Below are 23,148 nucleotides of genomic sequence, written 5' to 3' on the forward strand. Positions count from 1 at the left end.
TACGAACGATCTATTGTTTATTAATGGTTATGACCTTCGTGCCCCTTCTCCTCTTTTTTGGTTTCTGTGCGGTCATACTTACAGCATCCGGGCAATTTCTCATAAACCTCATCCTTGGCCTTATGTTTTTTGGTATCGTGACCCGCTTTCGCAATGGCCTTGTGAACGGCATCCAATTGGGTGACTTCATCATCGAAAACCACTTCAATTTTTTGGGTTTCCCTATCCCAGTCGGCTTTAGAAACACCCTCCACCGAGAGGGCTGCCTTTTCAATTCTGTTTTCACACATGCCGCACAAACCTTTGACGGCAAATTTTTCTGTCTTATTGGCGGCAAAAACAACAGTGGTTGCCATCAATAACATAACGAATAAACTTAAAACTTTTGTCTTCATAATTTCCATTTTTAAATGATTCAACTTAAATAAACAGAGCCAGGGTTATTTTTATCAATGATTGTGACCTCCGGTTGCGGGAGGGGCGTTGGTCTTATCTTTTGCAGCAACAGAGATGCCCTTTCGGTAGGTTTCCTGTACTTCTCCGCAACGCAACATCATGTCCCCAAAGTAAGGATTAATAATATCCTCTGACTCACTCAACCAATGCGCCCCTTCATCATCAAAAGCCATGGGGCAGAATTGCTTATATACCTTATCAATTTCCAGACCAAAGTATTCGGTCATCTCTAAAACCGCCTCAGAAAGCACCTGGAAATGTTCACGTTGCACCTCAATATCTTCGGATTGGCGGAGGTGAACACCCGCTTCGGACAAGGGGCCACTGAGCGCCATCCACTGATCATGTGCCGGCCCATCCAACAATCCCATATCCACGTTTTCAAGTGTGCCTTCTATTTTTGTTGCGGCTGAAGCGGCCCCTGCCCCATCATCCTCAACCAGGGCATTTTTCACCTCAAAGTAAACATGGGCCAAGGCCGTTATTTGCTCTCTGAAAGCCAGCGGCGCATCCAGTGTTTTAGCGGCGGGTCTGTTCATCATACTGGGCTTGCCGGCCAATTGGGCAGCAGCATCTACACTAAAGGTCCCGTTGGTGACAATTTCCTCACCGGCATCCAGACCTGATACGATGGCAAAAGCATCCCCCAAATCAAGCCCTAAAACCACCTCACGCATGACAAAACTCACGCCTTGGTCGGATTCACTTTTGACATAGACAACCGATTTTTCACCCGTCCACATAACGGCACTTTTGGGCACAACCAAAGAGGATGGGTTGTTTGACAGTCGGGATGCAACCCTACCGGAAGCAAACATTTCGGGCTTCAACTTTTGATCAGAGTTATTGACTTCAATACGCGCTTTGGCAATGCGCGACCTGGAATCAATGACGGGATCAATGTAGTCCACTGTCCCCGTGAAGGTTTCTCCGGGCAAGGATGAAATGGTGTAATCGACGGTTGCCCCACGCTTGACCCAGGGCAGGTCCGACTCGTAAACATCGAAAAGCACCCAGACTTTGGACAGGTCCGTTAGCTCATACACCGCTTGTCCCCGTTGAATATAGTCACCTGAACTGACCATCATGCGGGTCACGTAACCAGAGGTATTGGCCAGTATCGGAAAAGTACTCTCCGTTTTACCCGAGGCCAGAATCTCATCTATTTGTCCCTCACTCAGCTTCCAGTTTCTCAACTTTTCTTTGGCCGAATGAAACAGGGCCGGTTGAGACTCTTTCATTTTCTGTGCTTCAAACAATTCTTGCTGGGCAGTCACCAACTCAGGGGAATACACATGCGCCAACACCTGCCCTTTGGAGACATAATCACCGGTAAAATTCACCATCAATCTTTCAATTCTGCCCGGGAAATGGGCCGGCTGCGTATATACCAGCCGTTCATCGGCCTGCACTTTACCGGAAAGGCGCAAGGACTTCACCGACTGGCCAGTGGTAATCACACTCGTCTGAACACCTGCCAGCTGCATAGCAGTCGGGGACATGCGTAGCGCGTTGGCATCTGACTCTTCGGCCCCATCCTCCTCTACCGGAATCAGATCCATGCCACAAATGGGGCAATCACCCGGCTCACCCTGCCGGATTTGCGGGTGCATCGAGCAGGTATAAGTGGTTTCACCTTCGGCCTCGTGGGCATGCTCCTCTTGCTCACTCTCTGATTGAGCAGATCCACCGATGACCAGCCATCCCAATAGGAGCCCGACGACAAAAACGGCCACCATAATGAAAATATTTTTCTTATTTATTGCGTTCATTTTAACGTGTTTTAGCGGTGATGTAATTAACTTCTTCAAGGGCGATATAATACTGACTGAGTGCCGCCACCTTCCGTTTCTCATAACTGAGCAGTTGCTGCTGGATGCGAAGCACCTCTTCAAAGGCCTTACCAGAATTGCCATAGTCGGACAGCAACAGATTCAGTGCTTGTCTGCTTCGCTCAATCTGACGCTCATACAAGTCTACCAAATCAGCCTGTTGTTGCACCTGAAACCAGGCCCGGTGATAAGCCCCCGTCAGTTCATTGGCCACCTCTTCCTTTTGCAAGGTTGCGCCCTGTTGCACAAATTGGGCTTCCTGACGTGCTGCCCGGTACTTTTTTCTAAAAAGAGGAATCGTTACCGACACCATGGGCATCAATACGTCCTTCCCGTTATCAGCTAAAGCCATATCGCTGCGCTCATCCACCAACACATAATCGAGTCCCAACCAATTTTTGGCAGGCCTTGTTTAAGGGCGACTCTTTCAGCGGCTTCTCCGGACTTCACTTTCAAATCAAGTGCTGCCATACGGGGATGATTCACCAATAAAGAGTCTTTGCGATAGTCCGGAAGCAGATCCATATCTGTCAAAGAATCAACGACTTCCACCGGAGCGTTGTATGCCCGGTTCAACAGGGCATTGAACCGGCTGAGCAGACTGGCTTCTTTTTGATTCAGTATTTCCAGCTCTATCTGCGCCTCATTCAGCAACAAATCCACGCGGATAACATCCACCATGGCCCCCATGCCATTTTCGTATTTCTGGGTGGTCGTGGTTTTAAAGGATTCGAGCAAGCGGATATTCTCCTGCTCCAGACGCTGCATCTGTTGTAATTCGTACAGAGGATACCAGGCTTGGGCCACACGAAAAAACAACGCATTGCGGGCATCCAGGAACTCCTGAAATTGCACCTCAGCATTTAGAGCAGCCACATCCCCTTGCGCTTTGAGCGTACCGAACCAGGGGAACATCTGCGTCAGGGAAAATCTGGCCCTTTGCGGTCCCACCCGCGTTTCCACCGGGGAAACAAAGTACCCGAACGAAAAAGTGGGGTCCGCCAGCGTCCTTGCTTGCGGAATTTTCTGCAAAGCCGCTTCATAGGCCGCATACTTCGCCTTCAGTCCCGGATTATTCTCCGCCGCTATTTGGTAATAGTCGTCCGGACTTTGGGCATAAACGCCCAGTCCGGCCAACATAAATACCAGTAAGAGATATATGTTATTTCTGTTCATTATCTTTCAGTTTAAGCTTACGTTCCTCGCGCATACTATAAAGTACCGGAACAATAAAATAGGTAATAGAAGCCACCAACATACCACCAAAGGCCGGAATGGCCATGGGCACCATGATGTCGGAACCCCGTCCGGTAGATGTCAATACTGGCAGCAGGGCAATTATGGTCGTCGCCGAAGTCATGATGGCCGGTTTAATCCTGCGCTGACCTGCTTCTACCACGGCGGCCCGGACTTCCTTCAGGTTGGTCGTCGCATTGCGCTTAAAGCTCTGATCGAGGTAAGTCCCCATAACCACACCATCATCGGTGGCCAGACCAAAGAGGGCTATAAAACCGACCCATACCGCCACACTCAGATTCACTGTACCCATTTGAAACAAGTCGCGCATATGGGTACCAAAGAGGGAGAAATCGACAAACCAGGTCTGACCATACAACCACAGCATAATAAATCCGCCACTAAAGGCCATGGCCACACCGGTAAAAATCATCAAGGCGGTGGTCACCGACCGGAACTGGAAATAGAGAATAAGGAAGATGATCATCAGCACCAGTGGGACAATGATCGACAAGCGCTTTTCGGCACGTACCTGATTCTCATAACTCCCTGAAAATTTATAGCTCACACCGGCAGGAACGATGAGGTCACCTGAGCTGATACGATCCTGGATGGCCTGTTGCGCATCGTTGACCACGTCCACTTCAGCGTAACCATCCCTTTTATCGAACAGCACATAACTCACCAGAAAAGTCTCCTCACTTTTAATCATTTGCGGTCCTTGCAGGTATTCAAAATCGACCAGCTGGGCCAGAGGTATCTGGGCGCCACAGGTGTGGGCACCAAAATCTTACCCAGCGATTCAGGATCCTCCCGCAATTCACGCGGATAGCGCACCCGCACAGGAAAGCGCTCCCTTCCTTCAACCGTGGAAGTAATGGCCATACCACCGATGGCTGTCTCGATGGTTTGTTGCACATCCTCCACATTCAATCCATAACGTGAGATGGCATCCCTATTAATATTCAGATGCAGATAGGGCTTACCGATGACCCGATCGGCAAAGGCCGCTTCGGCCTTAACCGAGGGCACCTCTTTTAGAATACCCTCCAGCTGCATACCAAAACCTTCGATCGTCTTCAAATCAGGTCCGTAAACCTTAATCCCCATGGGTGCCCGCATGCCCGTCTGCAGCATGACCAAACGTGTTTCAATGGGCTGCAATTTAGGCGCCGAAGTCACACCTGGAATTTTCACGACCTTCACAATTTCGTCCCAAATATCGTCGGGCGACTGGATGTGCGATCGCCAGTTTCGAAAATAAAGGCCACGGCTATCGGGGATCAAATCACTACGCCCAACACCGTTGCCTAAAGCCGTCTCATGATCCAGTGTATCCCCATCTACTGTGATAAAACGATCCTCATCATCCGTTTTAAAACGCATCCGGTGTCCCCGGTCGTTCAGGATATATTCCGGTTTGTAGTTGATCACATTCTCGAACATTGAAACCGGCGCGGGGTCCAGAGCTGATTCTACCCGACCGACCTTACCGACCGTCAGCGCCACCTCCGGAATATTGGTCAGCAACATGTCCAGTTGTCCCACCACCTTGCGGTTGTATTCCACACCTGAATGGGGCATGGAAGTCGGCATCAACAGAAAACTCCCCTCATCGAGCGAGGGCATGAACTCTTTGCCAATGCCCGGAAGCCCGTGCGCCATTGTCGACCAAACCTTAGAAGTTCGGACATTCCATCCTACCTGATCAAAGCCCTTGGCCACAAAGCCAAAGACAGTGTTAAATCCCAGCCAGATGGTCATTCCAAACATAATCAACACCAGCGGAATCAGCATAAACTTGGCTTTATGCGCTAAAGTCCAGCGCAAAATGGGGCGGTAGAAACGCTCCAAAACGGTAAAAAAGCCAAGTATAAGGCCCACCAAAACAGCTACAAAAATAATATTCAAAAGCGTGCTTTTTCCCGGACCCAGCGGCAACCAGTATGTGGCCAGCAGCCAGACCACAGCCAGCACAGCAATAATCAATTCCGCATGTTTCAATAAGCGGTTGTACCAGATGGTTGATTCTTGTTCATCCACCGTGTAAAAAAGTTTGACCAGTCCAACCGCCCCAAAAAGGAACAAGACCACACCACCCCATATATGACCAAAAATCAAGGCCGCTAAACCAATGACCATCAACAGACCGTTGCCCCATTTCAGAAAACGCTTGTCCTTTATTTTAAAACCAAAGAAAATGTGCGCCAGTGTGGGCAATATGAACAAGGCCACCAGTAATGCCGCCACCAGTGCAAAGGTCTTGGTAAAAGCCAAAGGCGTAAATAATTTCCCCTCGGCAGCTCCATGGTAAAGACCGGAATAAAACTCACAATGGTGGTAGAAACGGCGGTAAGTATGGCTGAGGAGACCTCAGAGGCTCCATTATACACTGTGGTGATCATTTTTTGTCCGGGAGGTGCCTCATCCACATGTTTGATCACATTCTCGGACAGAATAATACCCAAGTCGACCATGGTACCAATGGCAATGGCAATACCCGACAAGGCCACAATGTTCGCATCCACCCCAAAATAGCGCATGGCAATAAATACCATGAGCACGGCAATGGGGAGCAGACTGGAAATTAAAACCGAAGCCCTCAGATTATAGATCATAACAATAATCACCAGAATGGTGATCAGGATCTGGAGCGAAAGCGCTTCCTCCAGGGTTCCCAGTGTCTCATAAATCAACTCTGTACGATCGTAAAAGGGCACAATGGTCAGCTGACTCTCCACCCCATTGTCCAGCGTTTTAGACGGTAAACCCGGTGCAATTTCAGCCATCTTATCCTTCACATTGTTGATCACCTGCAAAGGGTTGGATCCGTAGCGCGCCACCACAACGCCCCCCACCACTTCGGCCCCATCCTTATCGAGAAGCCCTCTGCGAGAGGCGGGTCCCAAAGCCACCACCGCCACATCCTTTATTCGGATGGGCACATTGTCCTGCACCGCCACAACGGCCCGTTCAATGTCCTCAATGTTTTTGATGTAGCCGAGACCCCTTACCAGGTATTCCGCCTGATTGATTTCAATGGTCTTGGCCCCCACCTCTTTATTGGATTTTTGGACCGCCTGCATCACCCGGTGCAGTGGAATATTGTAAGCCTGCAGGGCGTCAGGGTTCACATCTATCTGATACTCCTGGACAAAGCCGCCAATGGATGCCACTTCGGAGACCCCTTCTGCGGAATTAAGGCCATATTTTACATAAAAATCCTGAACCGTTCTTATTTCGTGCAAGTCCCACCCCCCGGTAGGATTTCCTTCCTTGTCGCGCCCCTCCAGCGTGTACCAGAACACCTGTCCCAGCGCCGTGGCATCCGGCCCCAAAGCCGGCTGCACACCGTCGGGCAGCAAGCCCGATGGCAGTGAATTCAGCTTCTCCAGAATACGCGAGCGCGACCAGTAAAACTCCACATCTTCGTCGAAAATGATATAAATGCTCGAAAAGCCGAAAATGGAAGAGCTCCGGATGGATTTCACCCCCGGAATGCCCAACAACGAAGTCGTCAGGGGATAAGAAATCTGGTCTTCAATATCTTGTGGCGACCGGCCCGCCCATGGGGTAAATACTATTTGCTGATTCTCCCCAATATCGGGAATGGCATCCACCGGCACCGGGTCGCGCGGCAGCGCACCCGTATCCCAGGCAAAGGGAGCAGTCATTATCCCCCAGCTGACCAGTAGCGTCAACAGCAGAAAAGTGACCAACTTATTCTCCAAAAAGAATTTGATGATATGATTAAGCATGGAAAATTGATTTTAAATGTACAATACACCAACAACCACACCTTTAATAAAGTGCGGGATCAATTATTGATTTTTAAAATCAAATCAGGAAAGTCTGAAAAAGTACTTGAACGTCCTTTTCAAGTGGCGGTGATGGATATTCTGTGTAAATGTAGTTGGTTGAATTTGGCCTAACATCCAACTTCAAACCGGAATAAAAATAGACTACTGCAAAATCAACATTTAATGCGGTTTGAACAGCTTTTTTTACAAACTCATGGTCTAAATGAACCATTTGATATTCGTTTCCACAGCAGGGAACTTCATCAAAACCAACTCCCTTGGTACTATTCTTTTCAGAATCATCGCAAGGTTCTTCATCAAGAGGCATTTCACAGCCCAAATGCGTCTCACCCCAAATGATCTTCGACTCCACGGATTCTCCACCGCAAAAGTGCGTACCAATGGCCAGATAAAGATGACTGGCCAAAAGAACCAAAGATAATAATATGGAAAAATGCTTCTTCATTAATAACTGTAACGTGAAATTATCAAAAATGTTCGAGAAAAGAACCAATATAAAAGAAATTAATCCTACCACTCAAGGTGGATTTTTCAGTCTCTTTGCTTGGGCGGACACATAACCGAACCATATGAACAAAACACACAACAATCGCCATCTTTTGGCTTAATTATATGCCTACAGTTGGGGCACTCGTAAAAAAAACTACAAGCGCTTTCCGGCATGGTTTCTTCCTTCTGGAATGCACAAACGGGACAAGTAATTATTGAACGGAGTTGAGTTGTTGTCATAATTAGTAACTAAAAGTCCATTTTTGAACCGCCTATTACATTAAATCTCTTTTGCGCTCTTCAAACTCGTGCTGGTCGATTTCGCCTTTTGCATAGCGTTCCTTCAATAATTCGAGCGCTGATTTTCCGGCACTTTGAGTAGATGCAGCATCCCGATTCATAGATTTTATTACAAGCAGGACAATTGCAATCAGGACAACCAGACCGATGATCCACCACCAGCCCATTCCCCAGCCGTGTCCGTATTCTTCCATCATAATTTTCTCCTTTTTTTTATTGTTTATAATTGTTAATCCGAATGAGTTTGACAATATCGAGCCATACATTCTCAACCCTAATGTTTTCAAGGGCAAAACCAGCTTTCAATAAATTATCAACCGTTTCGCGGTTGATGTTTGCCCCTTAGAGATGTAGGGGTACAAAGTTTAATGAATCCATTAATGGCCCCATGATTTTATTATGGCTTCTCACGTGTTCGAGCATTACTATTTCTCCACCGTCTCTACAAACACGTTTTATCTCTTTAAGTCCCTGCACCGGGTCGGGCATGTTTTTACCCGTACCAATTCCCACCTCCAGCACATGACCCTTTACTCCCGACAACAACTTTTCCCGCCATTTGGATGCAGTCAATTCCATGGGTTTATCGAGGATGTCGTAAAACCTAGCAATTCGGTTGTAACATTTTTTTATTTTGTTGGTCACGGTATATTCTAAACAAATTTAACCCTTCTTAATCGTAAGGCATTAGAAATAACCGAAACTGAACTAAAGCTCATGGCGGCAGCTGCAATCATAGGACTGAGTAAAATACCGAAAAATGGAAATAATACTCCTGCTGCAACAGGAACGCCCAGAGAATTGTATACAAAAGCAAAAAACAAATTCTGCTTTATATTGCGCATGACTTTGTGACTTAATGCACGTGCCCTTACAATACCGTCCAAATCCCCCTTAACCAGCGTTACTGCAGCGCTTTGCATGGCAATGTCGGTTCCTGTTCCCATTGCAATGCCTATGTCAGCTTGTTCAAGTGCCGGAGCGTCATTGATTCCATCACCTGCCATGGCCACTTTCAAACCCTGAGATTGTAGCTCCTTCACTTTTTTGTATTTGTCCTCCGGAAGACAGTCTGCTTCAAAATCATTCAGTTCTAACTCATCGGCCACTGCTTTAGCAGTATACTTGTTATCACCGGTAAGCATATATACTTTCACACCCATGTTCTGCAAATCCTGAATGGCCTTGGCCGAAGATTTTTTAATGGTATCAGCCACACTAATAATCCCTTCAACCTTGTTTTCAATCAAAAGGTACATAACTGTTTGTCCGGTTAATTGCCATTCCTTAACCATTTCCTGTTGTTCTTTTGGAAGCGTTGCTCCAAAATCATCAGACAATCGGCTGTTTCCGAGTCCAATACTTTTGCCGTCCAGAACTCCTTTAACACCTTTACCGGTGACCGCTTTAAATTGTTCAACCTTTTGAAGTTCAATCCCCTTTTCTTTTGCACCATTTACTATAGCATTCGCAACCGGATGTTCACTGTTGGCATCTACAGATGCAGCTATTCTAAGTATATCCTCTTCGGACAATTCGCCAAACGAATGAAAAGACTTCAAAGCAGGTTTTCCTTCGGTAATGGTCCCGGTTTTGTCGATAATCAAGATGTCTATTTTATTCATTTCTTCTATAGCACTCGCATCTTTTACCAATACGCCAGCCTGGGCCATGCGACCGGATCCAACCATTATTGACATGGGAGTTGCCAGTCCCAATGCACAGGGGCAGGCAATTATAAGCACAGCCACTGCATTCACAAAGGCATACACATAAGCCGGATCCGGCCCCCAAATTGCCCATATGGCAAAAGTCACTAAGGCAATACCTATGACAATCTGGACAAAATACTTAGCCACTACATCGGCCAATTTTTGAATGGGTGCGCGCGATCGACTGGCCTGATTGACCATTTCGATTATTTGAGCCAAAAGTGTGTCTCCGCCCACTTTTTCAGCTTTCATTTCGAACGAAGTATTATCGTTGATGGTTCCTCCGGTAAGTTGGTCGTTTTGAGACTTATCCACCGGAATGGGTTCTCCTGTAATCATGCTCTCATCAACCACAGCATTACCCGTTGTGAGGACACCATCAACCGGTATTTTTTCTCCAGGTCGTACCCTCAAAATATCGCCTTTCTTTACTTCCTCAAGTGGTATTTCTGCTTCTTCCCCGTTGCGAATAACCCTTGCCACGGGTGGCACCAAATTCAGTAATGCTTTAATGGCAGAATTGGTTTTGCTGTGTGCCCGGAGCTCAAGCACCTGTCCCAACAACACCAGTGTTAAAATAACTGCGGCAGCTTCAAAATAAAGGTGGACATTACCGATGGCATCTTTGAACTGCTCAGGAAAAGCCCCCGGAATGAGCAAAGCAAATACACTGAAAAGATAGGCGGCACCTACCCCTATGGATATTAAAGTCCACATATTAGGATTCCACCGGATGATAGAACTCCAGCCACGCTTAAAAAAGCCCCAACAAGAATAAAATACAACAGGCGTGGCCAATGCAAATTCAATCCAACCCCAAACTTTTCTAGAGGCAATTTTGTCCAATTCTAAAAATGGAATAAATTCCGACATGGCAATGATGAATACGGGAATGCTTAAAGCCAGAGCCACCCGGAATTTCCTTACCATTATTTTGTAGGTATTATCTTCCTCGCTGCTTGCATGCGCTTTTTCAGGAACGAGATCCATTCCGCATTTTGGGCAGCTGCAGGATGGTCCTGCTTCACTTCCGGGTGCATCGGGCAAGTATATATGGTCTGCTTGTTTCCCGGTACGGATTTGGTCTCCTCTTTTTTCAGATGCATTCCGCAAACCGGGCAATCACCAGGCTCATCGTAGGTTTTATCACCTTCGCAATGCATCGGACAAAAATACTTTGCAGGCCCTCCGGAATATGCCTCATGAGCGTGTTCATGAGCGTGTTCACTAGAATGATGTTGTTTGTGATCAGCCTCTTCATCGTCAACCGACACCAAGTCCATATTGCATACCGGGCAATTTCCAGACTCATCATAAACTTTGTCCCCCTCACATTTCATAGGGCAGTAAAATTGGTCCTTGTCTTTTCCCTCCATATCACTCAGATTTTCATTAACCGATCTTTCATTTTCATACGAATCGTTACTTAGCATACCACTTGCAACTTACAACGATGCAATAGCCTTTTCCAATTTTGTTTTGATCTCTTTGGCAATACCAATGAGCTGATCATTGTCAACAGACATCATTGAGGCGGCCGGGTCAACAGCTGCTACTTCCACTTGATTAACGCCGGTTTCCTGCACAATTACATTGCACGGAAGCATGGTGCCAATTTTATCTTCCAGCAACAGTGCTTGATGGGCATTTGGTGGATTGCAGGCACCTAAAATTTTATATTTTCTAAAATCAACATCCAACTTTTCTTTTAATTTTTGCTGAATATCAATTTCCGAAAGAACGCCAAAACCTTCTTTTTTAAGCGCTTCAGTTACAAGCTCAATGGCTTTATCAAATTCTGCATTGATTGTCTTATTGATGTAGTAGGTCATGACTAATAATTTTTTTTGATTATGAATAAAATGATTTGATGGCTCATTCAGGTGGATTGCTATTTTCGGACAGCATGATCCTTATGTTTGAGTCTTTGCAGTCGTATGAACACACCCTGAAATACAAGTTATTAATAATTAATTCTTTACACAACCAAAAACACTACTAATTATAAAACAATATAACACTCGAACTTTCTCATTCAAATCAAATTTGAGCTTTAAATCGCGAGAATGCCGACTTCATCTGTCCTTATTTTATAAACCTCATCAACTGGAGAAATGCTCACCATACCATCCCCTTGGTAACCTGTCCGACCGTTTTGTTTTATTGTGTCTATGATTTTCTTGACGTGCTCATCCGCAGCAAGTATTTCGAGTTTGATAACTCTATAAGCCTCAGCAAAAGGATATTTATCACTGATGTGGTCTTTTTCCTGATCTGAATATTGGCCCGTGCCTTCACAATCAACAAAGGTCATACAGCAATAGCCCTCCTGCTTCAGGGCATTATACACTTCCTCGGCTTTCCTGTGCCTAATATAGGCTTTCACTAACTTCATGGTATCATATTTTAGTTCAACAATGCATCTCGAAATATTTTTATTTTAATGATTTTGGGACTTCAATTTCTTTATCATTTCTTTATTATTCATATCTTCCGGGCAATTTGCCAGATCTTTTAGTTGGCATTTTAAGCAGCCACTGTTTTCATCCAACCCATTTTGAAAATCGAATGCACAAGCATACCCTCCAAACTCCGCTTTTGGCTTAAAGAATAATTTTACACCCAATGCCAGCAATACGATGGCAAGCAAAATGACGGATATGATTAACACTTTTAGAAACATAGTCTGCATCTTTAATGGTTAATCAAAATTATTGATAATCTGAGGATTAATCTTGCAAAATTATTGAACAGACTTACATAATTTTTGAATCTACGGAACCCTGTTTCATTCGCTTAAATTGATGGGGCGAGAAGCTGTATGCAACTTAAACTGATTCGAAAAATGAGAGGGACTGCTATACCCAAGCTCATATGAAATTTCTGCAAAATTTAGTTCATCGTAAAGGATCAGCATCTTTGCTCTTTCAATCCTTTGGTGAATCAGGAACTTTTCAATGGTAGTGCCTTCAAGCTCTGAAAAAACCATGCTGAGCAGACTGTAATCCCTACCTAACTTCAGAGCAAGGAAGGTGGATAAATTCAATTTCTCCTTCTCTGCAACTGAATTCTTTATCCAGTAAAATATCCAACCCTTAATTTGCTCAACTATTTGCCTTTGCCTTTCTTCCAGCATTTCAAAACCCAATTCCAGCAAGGCCATTTTAAGCTCTTGCATTTTTTTAATTTTGTCCTTGGGTAATGCAGTAACAATCTGGCCCATGCTCACCTTCTCATATCCAATCCCGAGTTTGTTCAATATTCCTCAACTGCCCATAAGCAGCGGGGACATACCATGTTTTTTATGTGAAGAATATTGGCTTCCATTATTTACTGTTTTTCTGTTTTAAATCACAACAATCTAATTTTTTATTGCCAAATGATTCCCTATTACTCCTGGCCAGGTCATCAATAAAGCGTCTAAAAAAACCTTTCCGTCTCTTTTTTAACTCCCTTAAGGGATAACCAGCATCTTTAATGATTTCTTTAACCATTTCCTCGGTAAGATGAAGAGAAACATATTCTATGCTGACTGATTGAGTAGCAATGTTTATTGACTCTATTCCCTTTACCTTTTCAAGATTTGATTTTAGTATAAAAATATCATCATCCTTCAGATGCTTTTTAAAACTTAAAACAATCTCCTTTTTATAATCGTCCATAATCAGTTTTATTTTACATTCAAGAAAGTGTAAATTCCAACAACTACAAATGTATTATGCTTACTTACAAAAACTTAGGCAAAGTTGAGATTTTACACATCAGATTTAATGCATAATAGGTAATTATTCGAAATTGTACAGTACACCAATAACCACACTAAAATTTATAGTATGGAACCAAGTGTTCAGTCAAAAAATCAAATCAGGAAAGTTTGAAAAAGCACCTGAACGTCTTTTTCAAGGGGGCGAGAAATATATTCTGTTAAAAATTGGTGATTTGATTTTGGAAATAACTCCAATTTAAAACCTTCAAAAATAAAAGCTACGGCCAACTCAACATTAAAATCCGTTTGAGCAGTAGTTTTCACAAATTCATTGGTTAAATGAACCAGTTGATATTCATTTTCACAGCATGGAAGTTCATCAAAACAAAATTCCTGAGAACTGTCTTTTTTTAATTCATCGTATGAATTATCAATATTGGGCATCTCACAACCCAAATGTATTTCACCCAAAAGAATCTTGGACTCTACGGAATCTCCACCGCAAAAGTGCGTCCCGATGGTCAAGTACAAATGACTTGCTAAAAGAACCAAAGACAACAGTATGGATAAATACTTCTTCATGTATTGTAAAGGTATAAAAAATGATTGAGGGAAGCCAATCGATAATAATTATTTCATATCGCTTGCGATATAAAATAAAACACCTATCTTTGTATCGCGAACGATATAAATAATTCTATAAACAAAAGAAGATGAGCACGGCATTCTATTCATTTACAGCAGAAGATATTAAGGGACAGGAAATCAGCATGGAAGCCTTTAAAGGCAAAACCGTATTGGTGGTCAACACCGCCAGCAAATGTGGCTTCACTAACCAGTTTGAGGGACTCGAAGCGCTTTACGAAAAATACAGGGACAAAGGACTGGTTGTTCTGGGTTTTCCCTGCAACCAGTTTGCCAATCAGGAACCCGGGGATGAGCAGTCCATTCAAAAGGGTTGTGTACTGGATTATGGCATCACCTTTCCCATGTTCCAGAAAGTGGAGGTCAACGGTGACAATGCCCATCCGCTTTACAAATACCTAAAAAGTGAACTCACTGGTTTATTTGGTGGTAAAGTCAAATGGAATTTCACCAAGTTCCTAATTGATGGCAATGGGCAGCCGGTCAAGCGTTTCTCACCTTATTACAAACCGGAGAACATTGAACAATACATCAAGAACCTCATCAACTAAAAAAACATAAGCGAGCTTCCAAAGAATAATCAGCCATGACTGTGGAACGCCACTGTACTGCCGAAAAATCAGAAAACGTTCGGCACACAGGGCGTTCTTTTATATTTTTGCCGCAAACTATGTATTTATGTCACACGAGCAACTCAAATTAAGTAACCAGCTGTGTTTTCCGGTGTATGCTGCTTCCCGACTCATTATCCGGGAGTATCAGCCCATGCTGGATAAGCTCAACATCACCTATCCGCAATATTTGGCTTTACTGGTACTCTGGGAAGAAGACGGGCAGACTGTGAATCAAATTGCCCACAAGCTCATTCTCAACACCAACACCATAACGCCACTACTAAAACGGATGGAGACGCAAGGACTCATCATCCGCTACCGATCGTCCGAAGACAGCCGTAAAGTGATGATCACCCTCACCCCAAAAGGTCGCGAAATGGAAAAAGAAGCCGCCTGCATTCCCGAACAGCTCATTAAGGGATTTCAAAACAGCACCATGTCGGTTGAAAAACTTCTCAACTTAAAAAAGCAATTGCATCAATTGATCGACTTGTTAACAAGACAAGACCGCTAATTGCGCAGGGCCACGTAAACAAGATAGGCCAGGTAAACGGTCAGCAGAATAAAAGCCTCCCAGCGATCGAGTCGCCGCTTACCTCCGGTAAACATCGCTACCAACAGCAACACCGTCCCTGCTAAAAGCAAAAGCAAATCATGGTTGAAAGCCGTTGAATACGCCATGGGGCGAATCATGGCTGAAGTTCCTAAAATCAAAAAGATATTAAAGATATTGGAACCAATCACATTACCAATGGCCATATCGGCACTCTTCTTACGAATGGCCACCAGAGAAGTCACCAATTCCGGGAGGGAAGTGCCCATGGCCACGATGGTCAGTCCAATCACCTTTTCGCTGACATGAAACAGGCGGGCCAAATCAACCGCCGAGTTGACCACCCAGCGTCCGCCAAGAATCAATACTACCAAACCACCCAATACAGCCAGGACCGCAAGACTCGTCTTCATGACGCTTCACCGCCTTCCTCCTCCCCTTCCGAACGCTTCATGCTTTTAAAAACGTAGAACAGAAAAAGAACGAAACAGACTAGAAAAGCAAGGGCATCCCATCTTCCAATGCGCAATTCCTGACCACTAATAAAAAACTCATTGGCCAATAAAAGTAACAGTACGGCAGCGCCCAATGATATTGGAATTTCTTTTCGGATGGTACTGACCTGCACGCTCAAAGGAGCAATAATGCCGGTAATACCTAATATAACGAAGAGGTTAAAATTGTTACTCCCTATAACGTTTCCCAGAGCAATTTCAGGATGTTGGTTGACGGCAGCTAAAACACTGACTACCAATTCAGGCGCAGAAGTCCCAAAAGCCACTACCGTTAGTCCGATAACCAATTCGGATATACCGTATTTGCGGGCAATAGAAGAAGCCCCACTCACCAGCCAGTCGCCACCCTTCACCAGCATTACCAAGCCAATCACCAACATCAAAATCGAAAGTCCCATAACATGCCTTGAATTAATTGGCGCGAAATTACCACCTTTACAGAAATATTATTGAAATTAGCTGAAAAATAATTCTATGTCGGCAAAAATCCGCAAATCCATCGGAAAAATAAAAGGTCTGTTACCCACCCCCACTATACGCAAGGCCCAACGTAAACCTCCGGGACAGGCGCCCGGAACGGTGCTTCATACTGGCACGCAGAAGCTGGACAAGGTTCTCATAACGGTGCACGACTTTACCGAAACGCACTTCGAGAGCATTCCCATTACCGAGATAGAAAAATCAGCGCCCTATTTGAGCGACAGCTCCAAGACCTGGATACAGGTACGTGGTCTGCACGATATCGATACTTTAAAAAAAGTGTGGGACTTCTTCGACCTGCACCCATTGATACAGGAAGACATTGTCAGTATTAGCCAGCGCCCCAAAGTAGAACCTACGGAGAAGTGATTTTCATTGTCATGCGAATGATAGCAGCCCATAACAATGGCGGAGAAATGTTCAAGTCGGAACAAATCAGTTTTGTTTTGGGCAGCAACTTTATCCTTTCGTTCCAGGAGAGCGATGAGCCCATTTTTGAGCCCGTACTTAAGCGGCTGGAGACAACGGGCACGAGGCTTCGCCGACTGGGCGTCGATTATCTGGCCTATGCCTTACTCGACAATGTGGTGGATCATTATTTTTCGGCCCTCGACCAGATAGGCGAGTCCATTGAGTCCATTGAAGAACTGGTCATCACCAACCCAAGCCCGAGCATCTTCAGAACATCCATTCCATGCGGCGCGACCTGATCTATTTCCGGAAATCCGTCTGGTCCCTGCGCGACGGCATCAACAGTCTCCTCCGCGATGAAACGCCCCTCATCAGCAATGAAGTCAAAGTCTTTTTGAGAGACGTTTACGATCACGTCGTGCAGGTCATCGACAGCATTGAGAACCAGCGGGAAATGGTTTACAGTCTGTACGACATGTACATGTCGGCCCTCAGTAACCGCATGAACGAAGTCATGAAAGTCCTCACCATCATTGCCACCATATTCATCCCCCTCACCTTCATCGCCGGCATCTACGGCATGAACTTCAACCCCGAAGCCAGCCGCTGGAACATGCCCGAACTCAGCTGGCCATGGGGCTACCCGGCCGTCATGGTGCTCATGCTCATCCTGGGTCTGCTCATGGTTGTTTACTTTAAGAAGAAAAGGTGGCTGTAAATAAATAACTCCGCAAATCTTTGTATAAAAGGTTACACAGAGATTCACGGAGCATTAAAAAGAATCATAGAGACCATTTGCCTTACACAAACAAATTCAGTCCGGCCGTCTCTGTCCTTTCAAGATAGCTGGCCACGCCACCAATCTCCACGCCATCGATGAGTTCTTCGGCTTTAACCCCCATGACGTCCATCGACATTTGGCAGGCGACAAATTCAACGCCGTTGTCCATGGCCGACTGGATCATGTTCTCAAGGGTGTCCACATGTTTGTTTTTCATCACCATGCGCATCATCTTACTGCCCATACCGGCCATATTCATTTTTGACAAGCCCAGTTTCTTGCTCGATTTGGGCATCATCATACCAAACATTTTGCCAAACAGGTCCTTGTTCACGGCCGGACCTTGGTCTTTCTTGATCACGTTCAAGCCCCAGAAGGTGAAGAAGATGGTCACTTTTTTGCCCGAGGCCACCGCACCGTTGGCAATGACGAAGGTGGCCAAAGCCTTATCCAAATCATCACTGAAACAAACCAGCGTAGCGCCGTTGTGGTCGGGAGAACTGCCAGTCGACCGCGCATCTCTGGCCTTGCCCTTCCGCACCACGGCGGTAATTTCTCCACCATCCTGCGTCACTTCAACCAACTCATTTCCGGTGACATTGGCCCAGGCCTGAACGTCCTTGTAGAATCCGGCATCCGAAGCCGTAATTTTGAGGGTTTCGCCCACGGCCATGGTGTCAATCGACTGCTTCAATTTAAGTACCGGGCCGGGACACTGCAAACCACAGGCATTGACGACTTTCAAATCGCCCACGGCTATTTGCGGTACACCCGCTTTCTTCTTTACCCCCTGATAAATATGGTCGTCATGCCCAATATAGTCATTGGCAAAAATATCCTCGTTACTCTGTTTCTGTGTGGCCGTCTCATAAGTCTTCAGGCCGCCCGAAAGATTATACACCTCTTCAAATCCGTGCTGCGACAAGATGCGGCAAGCCACATGGGCCCGCAGTCCCACCCCACAAAAAGGCACCACCTTTTTGTCCCTGGGAATTTCATCCAAATGATCACGCAATTCATCCAAAGGAATGTGCACAGCGCCTTCCATAGAACCCAATTGGTACTCATCAGGTGTGCGGATATCCAGTAAGTAATACTCACCATCTGAATCCGCCGATATCTCGCGCCATGACACCATTTTAGTCACCCCTTCCAAAATATTCTGGGCCACCATACCGGCAATGTTCACCGGATCTTTGGCCGAGGCAAAAGGTGGCGCATAGGCATGTTCAATTTCAGCCAGATCATAAACCGTTGCCCCATGTTGGATGGCCGTGGAAAACAGATCGATGCGCTTGTCCACCCCATCATATCCCACTATCTGGGCACCCAGCAGGCGACCATCTTCAGGCGAAAAAGAAATCTTTACGGTCATGGGCAAGGCACCCGGATAATAACCCGCATGCGAGGAAGCATGGGTAATGGAATCGGTGTGCGGAATATTCAGCTTTCCCAACATTTTTCCGGGAACGCCCGTCGATGCCACGGTCAAATCAAACACCTTGGCAATGGCTGTATTCACCGAACCTTTATAGACCCGGTGGTGACCCTTGACCAGATTATCGGCCAAAATGCGTCCCTGCTTATTGGCCGGTCCTGCCAAATAAGTAATCATTTTAGTTTGGGTAATGGGATTGGTAAACTCAATGGCATCCCCCACCGCATAGATGTGCTCGTCCGAAGTCTGCAAAAACTCATTGACCACGATACCCCCGGTCTGTCCCAACTCCAGCCCGGCCGCTTTGGCCAGGCGACTATCGGGCCGCACCCCGATGGAAAGGATGACCATATCCGTTTCAATCTTTCGCGTGGTGTTCAGCGTGACTTCCAGTCGGCCCTTAGACTTTGAAAAGGAAGAGACCGCTGTATTCAGGAAAAACTCCACATGCTTGGTCTTCAAATGCTGGTGCACCAAAGCCGCCATCGAATAATCCAGGGGCGTCATCACCTGTTCGGCCATCTCCACAATGGTCACATCCAGTCCGGCCTGATGCAGGTTCTCCGCCATTTCCAGGCCAATGAATCCGGCTCCCACAACCACCGCATGTCGTGGCTTACGCTCCTCTATGTATTGTTTGATTTTATCGGTATCCGGTACATTGCGCAGGGTGAAAATACCCTCCTGGTGAATACCCGGCAGTGGTGGTTTCACGGGCTCAGCACCTGGAGAAAGCACCAGCTTATCGTAGCTCTCGGTGTACACCTCACCGGTCCGCAAGTTCTTCACCTCCACCTTTTTTTCAGCCGGATGGATGGCCGTCACCTCCGACAGATTGCGCACATCCAGATTAAAGCGCTGGCCAAAAGTCTCGGGGGTCTGGACAAACAAATTGTCCCTGTCCTCAATGGTACCCCCAATATAATAGGGCAAGCCGCAATTGGCGTAGGAGATATATTCTCCCCGCTCAAACATAACAATCTCGCAATTCTCATCCAAACGCCGCAAGCGTGCGGCTGTTGTGGCACCTCCTGCCACACCGCCAATAATCAGGTACTTCATCTATATCCATTTAATTGTTTCTTGTCTACAATACATCCACTCTTCGATATATTGTTCTGTTTACCTATATATCTTTTTAGATGTTTTGCAAATGTACATGATTACAGAAAAAAATACGTAATAAATGCCGGCTTTAACCTCTTTTTTGATTTATGGACAATTGTAAAGACCCATTCTGGTCTATCCGAAAACCTTCTAAGGGCACCTGATGAACCGACTGCCAAGATGCAACAATAACTGCGGACCAACCGAACCATCATAAAAACAAAAGCAGAAGTGCCTGCTTCCCGACCTACAAAAAACCACCCTTGCTCAGGGACTTTCAGTCCATCAGCAAGGGTGGTTCATCTCATGAATTCAAGGGGTATCTAAGCGCCCCAGCGAAAAGAATCAGGCCACCGTAATGGCATCATTGAGGTAAACATCCTGAATTAAATGCAGCAATTCAATGCCTTCTCCCATCGGTCTCTGAAAGGCTTTACGTCCGGATATCAGTCCGCACCCACCGGCCCTCTTATTGATGACAGCGGTTTTGGCCGCTTCGGCAAAATCACTGCTACCCGAAGAGGCGCCGCCGGAATTGATGAGGCCAATTTTTCCCATGTAGCAATTGGCGACCTGATAGCGACACAAATCAATGGGATTATCCGACACCATTTTTTTGTACATATCGGGATGTGTCTTGCCAAATTTCAAATCGCGGAATCCGCCGTTACAGGTAGGTAATTTTTGTTTAATAATATCTGCTTTAATGGTGACCCCCAAATGATTGGCCTGACCGGTTAGGTCGGCCGCCGTATGATAATCCTGTTCCTTGGTTTTAAAATCCCCATTTCTAAGGTAACACCATAAAACCGTAGCCATACCCAGTTCATGAGCCGCCTCAAAGGCCTCAGCCACCTCTGTCAACTGTCGGTTGGATTCCTTTGAACCAAAATAAATGGTGGCCCCTACAGCGGCAGCCCCTAAATTCCATGCCTCCTTAACTGTGCCAAACATGACCTGATCGTATTTATTGGGGTGGGTCAACAATTCATTGTGATTGAGCTTGACGATAAAGGGTATTTGATGGGCATACCTCCGGGCATGTAGTGCAAAGCCTCCGAAGGTGGTAACCACCGCATTACAGCCACCTTCCATGGCGAGTTTAATAATGTTCTCAGGATCAAAATAATCCGGATTGGGGGCAAACGAACTGCCTGCGGTATGCTCAATGCCCTGATCCACCGGCAAAACAGATAGGTAACCGGTACCACCTAAGCGGCCATGATTGTAAATCCGTGATAAATTAATCAGCACCGGAACATTTCTGTCACTCATGCCAAATACTTCATTGATGGTATTAGGTCCTGGAATATGTAAGCGCTCTCTGGATATTTTGGGTTGATCAAAAAAAAGCAGTGCTTCATCCTTACCCAATAGCTCCATAATCTTTTCCGTATTGTTCTCTTTGTTTTTCTTCATCTTGATTAGTTTATTGTATTGAAAATCAATAACATTAATATCGGAAAATATTTTACCATTGTCAATAAACTCAGCATCCAAAATAAAGAGAAACTTTTTTACCGTCCCAACGTTTTAACCATAAGCCGACGCAGACCATCCATTCATTTGTAAACCATTAAAATCTGATGAAACAACTATTATTTATTACCTTTCTGGCCATTCAACAATTGATTTTACCGGCACAAACCATCCAAGAGCTATCAGCTGAGGAAGCACACGCTTTTCTGGAAAAAGTCAACCCGGATACCCTGCTTATTATTGATGGCAGGAGCAAAAAAATGTTTCAATCCGGTCATCTGCCCAATGCCATCAACATAGATGCCTATAAAAAAAACCTGGAAAAACAACTGACCGCCAAAGTCATCCCTCACAAGCACCTGTTCATATATTGTACCAGGTCGACACGCTCCGACTCCATTATCAACACCTTAACACTGCTGGGATATAAAGGCGACATCCTCCAAATGAGTGATGGCATAACTGGTTGGAAAGAGCATGAATTTGAATGTATTGTTCCGGAACAAAAATAACCAGCACCCACTAAAAAGCAACAAAGGGCCGTCCGTGGACTGCCCTTTGTGACCTTCAACTTACCAAGAAAAAATAATTAAGCCATCGATTCTTTATTGTTGCTGCATGGCGCCCAATTTGGCATCAATGGTTAGGTGTTGGCCATCTACATCTCCTATAAGAATCGTTTAATCACCATTAAAGATCTCTTAATCAACAAAAAAACCTACTTGGTTGAAAATAAAGCCTTTCACCCTTTACTTACAGCTTTTTTGTCTTACATTTAATACACAATAACCAACACTGCAGAAATGGCTACTACAATCTCAGAAATTGAACAAAACATTTCAGCGTTTATTGTTCAAAATTCGCATGCAGACACAACACTAATGAACGCAGAGACACTCCTCTTTAAAGAGGGCATTTTTGACTCGATGGGATTTGTCCAGCTGGTCGACTTTTTAGAGTCCACCTTTGGCATATCCATAGACGATACGGAATTCGTAGAAGAGAATTTTGAGTCGCTGCGGGCCATCAGCCATTATGTACAAAAAAAAATGACCATGAAAATGGCCTAAACACCCGGTTATATGTGCGGCATCACGGGTTTTTTAAATTACAGGCAGCTTCCTGCTGATTCTGTTCCGATATTGAAAAAAATGCTTGCCTGCATTCAATATCGCGGACCGGATGAAAGCGGAATTTTCCTAAACAATCAAGTTGCCCTCGGAAGTGTTCGCTTAAGTATTATAGATATTTCAAGCGGACAGCAGCCGCTGTCCACAACCGATGGTCAGTATTGGATTGTGTTTAACGGTGAAATATTTAACTATCTGGAAATAAGCAGAGAGCTAACTACCTTGGGGCATCGGTTTTCAACCGAAAGTGATACGGAAGTGCTATTGCATGCTTGGCTGGAATATGGTGCGGATTGTTTAAATCAATTAAATGGGCAGTTTGCCTTTGCCATCTGGGACAATATCAAAAAAGAGTTATTTCTGGCCAGAGACCGGGTGGGGATCCGACCGCTTTTTTACACCTGGAAAAACAACACCTTTATTTTTGGTTCAGAAATCAAAAC

The 23,148-nt window shown here is 45.3% G+C and carries 29 protein-coding genes and 1 pseudogene; 7 read left to right on the forward strand and 23 right to left on the reverse strand.

All coding sequences use genetic code 11. The features are described from left to right. Positions 1–20 precede the first annotated feature (20 nt). The 19 genes from JCM15548_RS11105 to JCM15548_RS11175 form a co-directional block, all read right to left on the reverse strand. Positions 21–395 (reverse strand): heavy-metal-associated domain-containing protein, encoded by a 375-nt coding sequence (locus JCM15548_RS11105; protein WP_062125316.1) that lies wholly within the window; start codon positions 393–395, stop codon positions 21–23. Between the two features lie 54 nt (positions 396–449). After that, on the reverse strand, positions 450–2,228 hold the full coding sequence (locus tag JCM15548_RS11110) for an efflux RND transporter periplasmic adaptor subunit (protein ID WP_083985096.1): 1,779 nt from the start codon (positions 2,226–2,228) through the stop codon (positions 450–452). Between the two features lies 1 nt (position 2,229). Continuing rightward, positions 2,230–2,679 (reverse strand): TolC family protein, encoded by a 450-nt coding sequence (locus JCM15548_RS23860; RefSeq protein WP_227625717.1) that lies wholly within the window; start codon positions 2,677–2,679, stop codon positions 2,230–2,232. Beyond that, complete coding sequence (locus JCM15548_RS11115) at positions 2,631–3,464, reverse strand: TolC family protein (protein ID WP_227625718.1); 834 nt, start codon at positions 3,462–3,464, stop codon at positions 2,631–2,633. Before JCM15548_RS11115 ends, JCM15548_RS23860 begins: the two co-directional genes overlap by 49 nt. Continuing rightward, positions 3,451–4,236 (reverse strand): efflux RND transporter permease subunit, encoded by a 786-nt coding sequence (locus JCM15548_RS25470; protein WP_262487006.1) that lies wholly within the window; start codon positions 4,234–4,236, stop codon positions 3,451–3,453. Before JCM15548_RS25470 ends, JCM15548_RS11115 begins: the two co-directional genes overlap by 14 nt. After that, positions 4,233–5,774: an efflux RND transporter permease subunit gene (locus tag JCM15548_RS25475; RefSeq protein WP_262487007.1), complete on the reverse strand. Its 1,542-nt coding sequence runs from the start codon at positions 5,772–5,774 to the stop codon at positions 4,233–4,235. Before JCM15548_RS25475 ends, JCM15548_RS25470 begins: the two co-directional genes overlap by 4 nt. Then, a complete protein-coding gene (locus JCM15548_RS23870; RefSeq protein ID WP_227625719.1) occupies positions 5,705–7,282 on the reverse strand; it encodes an efflux RND transporter permease subunit in 1,578 nt (525 codons plus the stop codon). The genes JCM15548_RS25475 and JCM15548_RS23870 overlap by 70 nt, the downstream gene beginning before the upstream one ends. 79 nt (positions 7,283–7,361) lie before the next feature. Then, positions 7,362–7,862, reverse strand: a complete 501-nt coding sequence (locus JCM15548_RS11125; protein ID WP_062125318.1) for an HYC_CC_PP family protein — start codon at positions 7,860–7,862, stop codon at positions 7,362–7,364. Positions 7,863–7,876: 14 nt separating this feature from the next. Further along, on the reverse strand, positions 7,877–8,074 hold the full coding sequence (locus JCM15548_RS25980) for a GDCCVxC domain-containing (seleno)protein (protein WP_083985097.1): 198 nt from the start codon (positions 8,072–8,074) through the stop codon (positions 7,877–7,879). Between the two features lie 35 nt (positions 8,075–8,109). Continuing rightward, positions 8,110–8,331, reverse strand: a complete 222-nt coding sequence (locus JCM15548_RS11130) for an SHOCT domain-containing protein (protein WP_062125382.1) — start codon at positions 8,329–8,331, stop codon at positions 8,110–8,112. Positions 8,332–8,476: 145 nt separating this feature from the next. Next, positions 8,477–8,707: a class I SAM-dependent methyltransferase gene (locus JCM15548_RS23875; RefSeq protein ID WP_227625720.1), complete on the reverse strand. Its 231-nt coding sequence runs from the start codon at positions 8,705–8,707 to the stop codon at positions 8,477–8,479. A gap of 80 nt (positions 8,708–8,787) precedes the next feature. Further along, positions 8,788–10,776 carry a copper-translocating P-type ATPase gene (locus JCM15548_RS11140; RefSeq protein ID WP_062125323.1) on the reverse strand — a complete coding sequence of 663 codons (1,989 nt, stop codon included), beginning with the start codon at positions 10,774–10,776 and terminating at the stop codon, positions 8,788–8,790. Then, positions 10,776–11,222, reverse strand: a complete 447-nt coding sequence (locus tag JCM15548_RS23880) for a heavy metal-binding domain-containing protein (protein ID WP_227625721.1) — start codon at positions 11,220–11,222, stop codon at positions 10,776–10,778. Before JCM15548_RS23880 ends, JCM15548_RS11140 begins: the two co-directional genes overlap by 1 nt. A gap of 69 nt (positions 11,223–11,291) precedes the next feature. Then, positions 11,292–11,678, reverse strand: coding sequence for a DUF302 domain-containing protein (locus tag JCM15548_RS11150; protein WP_062125329.1), 387 nt, complete (start codon positions 11,676–11,678; stop codon positions 11,292–11,294). A gap of 221 nt (positions 11,679–11,899) precedes the next feature. Further along, the gene (locus tag JCM15548_RS11155) at positions 11,900–12,241 is read right to left on the reverse strand and encodes a P-II family nitrogen regulator (protein WP_062125333.1); all 342 of its coding nucleotides are present in this window, start codon (positions 12,239–12,241) and stop codon (positions 11,900–11,902) included. Positions 12,242–12,286: 45 nt separating this feature from the next. Continuing rightward, positions 12,287–12,529, reverse strand: coding sequence for a hypothetical protein (locus tag JCM15548_RS11160; RefSeq protein WP_062125335.1), 243 nt, complete (start codon positions 12,527–12,529; stop codon positions 12,287–12,289). A gap of 105 nt (positions 12,530–12,634) precedes the next feature. After that, on the reverse strand, positions 12,635–13,024 hold the full coding sequence (locus tag JCM15548_RS11165; protein ID WP_162198223.1) for a helix-turn-helix domain-containing protein: 390 nt from the start codon (positions 13,022–13,024) through the stop codon (positions 12,635–12,637). A 148-nt stretch (positions 13,025–13,172) separates the two neighbouring features. After that, positions 13,173–13,508, reverse strand: coding sequence for a heavy-metal-associated domain-containing protein (locus JCM15548_RS11170; protein WP_062125341.1), 336 nt, complete (start codon positions 13,506–13,508; stop codon positions 13,173–13,175). 197 nt (positions 13,509–13,705) lie between these two features. Continuing rightward, complete coding sequence (locus JCM15548_RS11175; protein WP_062125344.1) at positions 13,706–14,134, reverse strand: HYC_CC_PP family protein; 429 nt, start codon at positions 14,132–14,134, stop codon at positions 13,706–13,708. Positions 14,135–14,265: 131 nt separating this feature from the next. Here JCM15548_RS11175 and JCM15548_RS11180 point away from each other — a divergent pair, with 131 nt between their 5' ends. Beyond that, complete coding sequence (locus JCM15548_RS11180) at positions 14,266–14,748, forward strand: glutathione peroxidase (protein ID WP_062125347.1); 483 nt, start codon at positions 14,266–14,268, stop codon at positions 14,746–14,748. A gap of 127 nt (positions 14,749–14,875) precedes the next feature. After that, positions 14,876–15,325 carry a MarR family winged helix-turn-helix transcriptional regulator gene (locus JCM15548_RS11185; RefSeq protein WP_062125350.1) on the forward strand — a complete coding sequence of 150 codons (450 nt, stop codon included), beginning with the start codon at positions 14,876–14,878 and terminating at the stop codon, positions 15,323–15,325. On the opposite strand, the gene JCM15548_RS23885 is transcribed toward JCM15548_RS11185, so the two are convergent. Beyond that, positions 15,322–15,777 carry a sodium:calcium antiporter gene (locus JCM15548_RS23885; RefSeq protein WP_227625722.1) on the reverse strand — a complete coding sequence of 152 codons (456 nt, stop codon included), beginning with the start codon at positions 15,775–15,777 and terminating at the stop codon, positions 15,322–15,324. The two genes, JCM15548_RS11185 and JCM15548_RS23885, sit on opposite strands and share 4 nt — an antisense overlap. Next, positions 15,774–16,277 carry a sodium:calcium antiporter gene (locus tag JCM15548_RS23890; RefSeq protein WP_227625723.1) on the reverse strand — a complete coding sequence of 168 codons (504 nt, stop codon included), beginning with the start codon at positions 16,275–16,277 and terminating at the stop codon, positions 15,774–15,776. The genes JCM15548_RS23885 and JCM15548_RS23890 overlap by 4 nt, the downstream gene beginning before the upstream one ends. Before the next feature lie 76 nt (positions 16,278–16,353). On the opposite strand from JCM15548_RS23890, the gene JCM15548_RS23895 reads away from it, so the two are divergent. Beyond that, positions 16,354–16,728, forward strand: a complete 375-nt coding sequence (locus tag JCM15548_RS23895; RefSeq protein ID WP_062125353.1) for a hypothetical protein — start codon at positions 16,354–16,356, stop codon at positions 16,726–16,728. A 17-nt stretch (positions 16,729–16,745) separates the two neighbouring features. Further along, a pseudogene (gene corA, locus JCM15548_RS21140) lies at positions 16,746–17,488 on the forward strand (magnesium/cobalt transporter CorA). An 82-nt stretch (positions 17,489–17,570) separates the two neighbouring features. Here the strand turns inward: corA and JCM15548_RS11210 are convergent. Together JCM15548_RS11210 and JCM15548_RS11215 are read right to left on the reverse strand one after the other, a co-directional pair. Next, positions 17,571–20,051, reverse strand: a complete 2,481-nt coding sequence (locus tag JCM15548_RS11210; protein WP_062125360.1) for an FAD-dependent oxidoreductase — start codon at positions 20,049–20,051, stop codon at positions 17,571–17,573. Positions 20,052–20,441: 390 nt separating this feature from the next. After that, positions 20,442–21,515 carry a class I fructose-bisphosphate aldolase gene (locus tag JCM15548_RS11215; protein ID WP_062125384.1) on the reverse strand — a complete coding sequence of 358 codons (1,074 nt, stop codon included), beginning with the start codon at positions 21,513–21,515 and terminating at the stop codon, positions 20,442–20,444. A gap of 167 nt (positions 21,516–21,682) precedes the next feature. Between JCM15548_RS11215 and JCM15548_RS11220 the strand changes: the two genes are divergently transcribed. The 3 genes from JCM15548_RS11220 to JCM15548_RS11230 form a co-directional block, all read left to right on the forward strand. Beyond that, complete coding sequence (locus JCM15548_RS11220; protein ID WP_062125363.1) at positions 21,683–22,087, forward strand: rhodanese-like domain-containing protein; 405 nt, start codon at positions 21,683–21,685, stop codon at positions 22,085–22,087. Between the two features lie 291 nt (positions 22,088–22,378). Beyond that, the gene (locus tag JCM15548_RS11225; protein ID WP_062125366.1) at positions 22,379–22,645 is read left to right on the forward strand and encodes an acyl carrier protein; all 267 of its coding nucleotides are present in this window, start codon (positions 22,379–22,381) and stop codon (positions 22,643–22,645) included. 12 nt (positions 22,646–22,657) lie between these two features. Continuing rightward, positions 22,658–23,148, forward strand: a 491-nt coding sequence (locus JCM15548_RS11230; RefSeq protein WP_369403694.1) for an asparagine synthetase B family protein, incomplete at its 3' end; no start/stop codon positions are given.

This window comes from Geofilum rubicundum JCM 15548 (genome assembly GCF_000974365.1).
Taxonomy (GTDB): domain Bacteria; phylum Bacteroidota; class Bacteroidia; order Bacteroidales; family Marinilabiliaceae; genus Geofilum; species Geofilum rubicundum.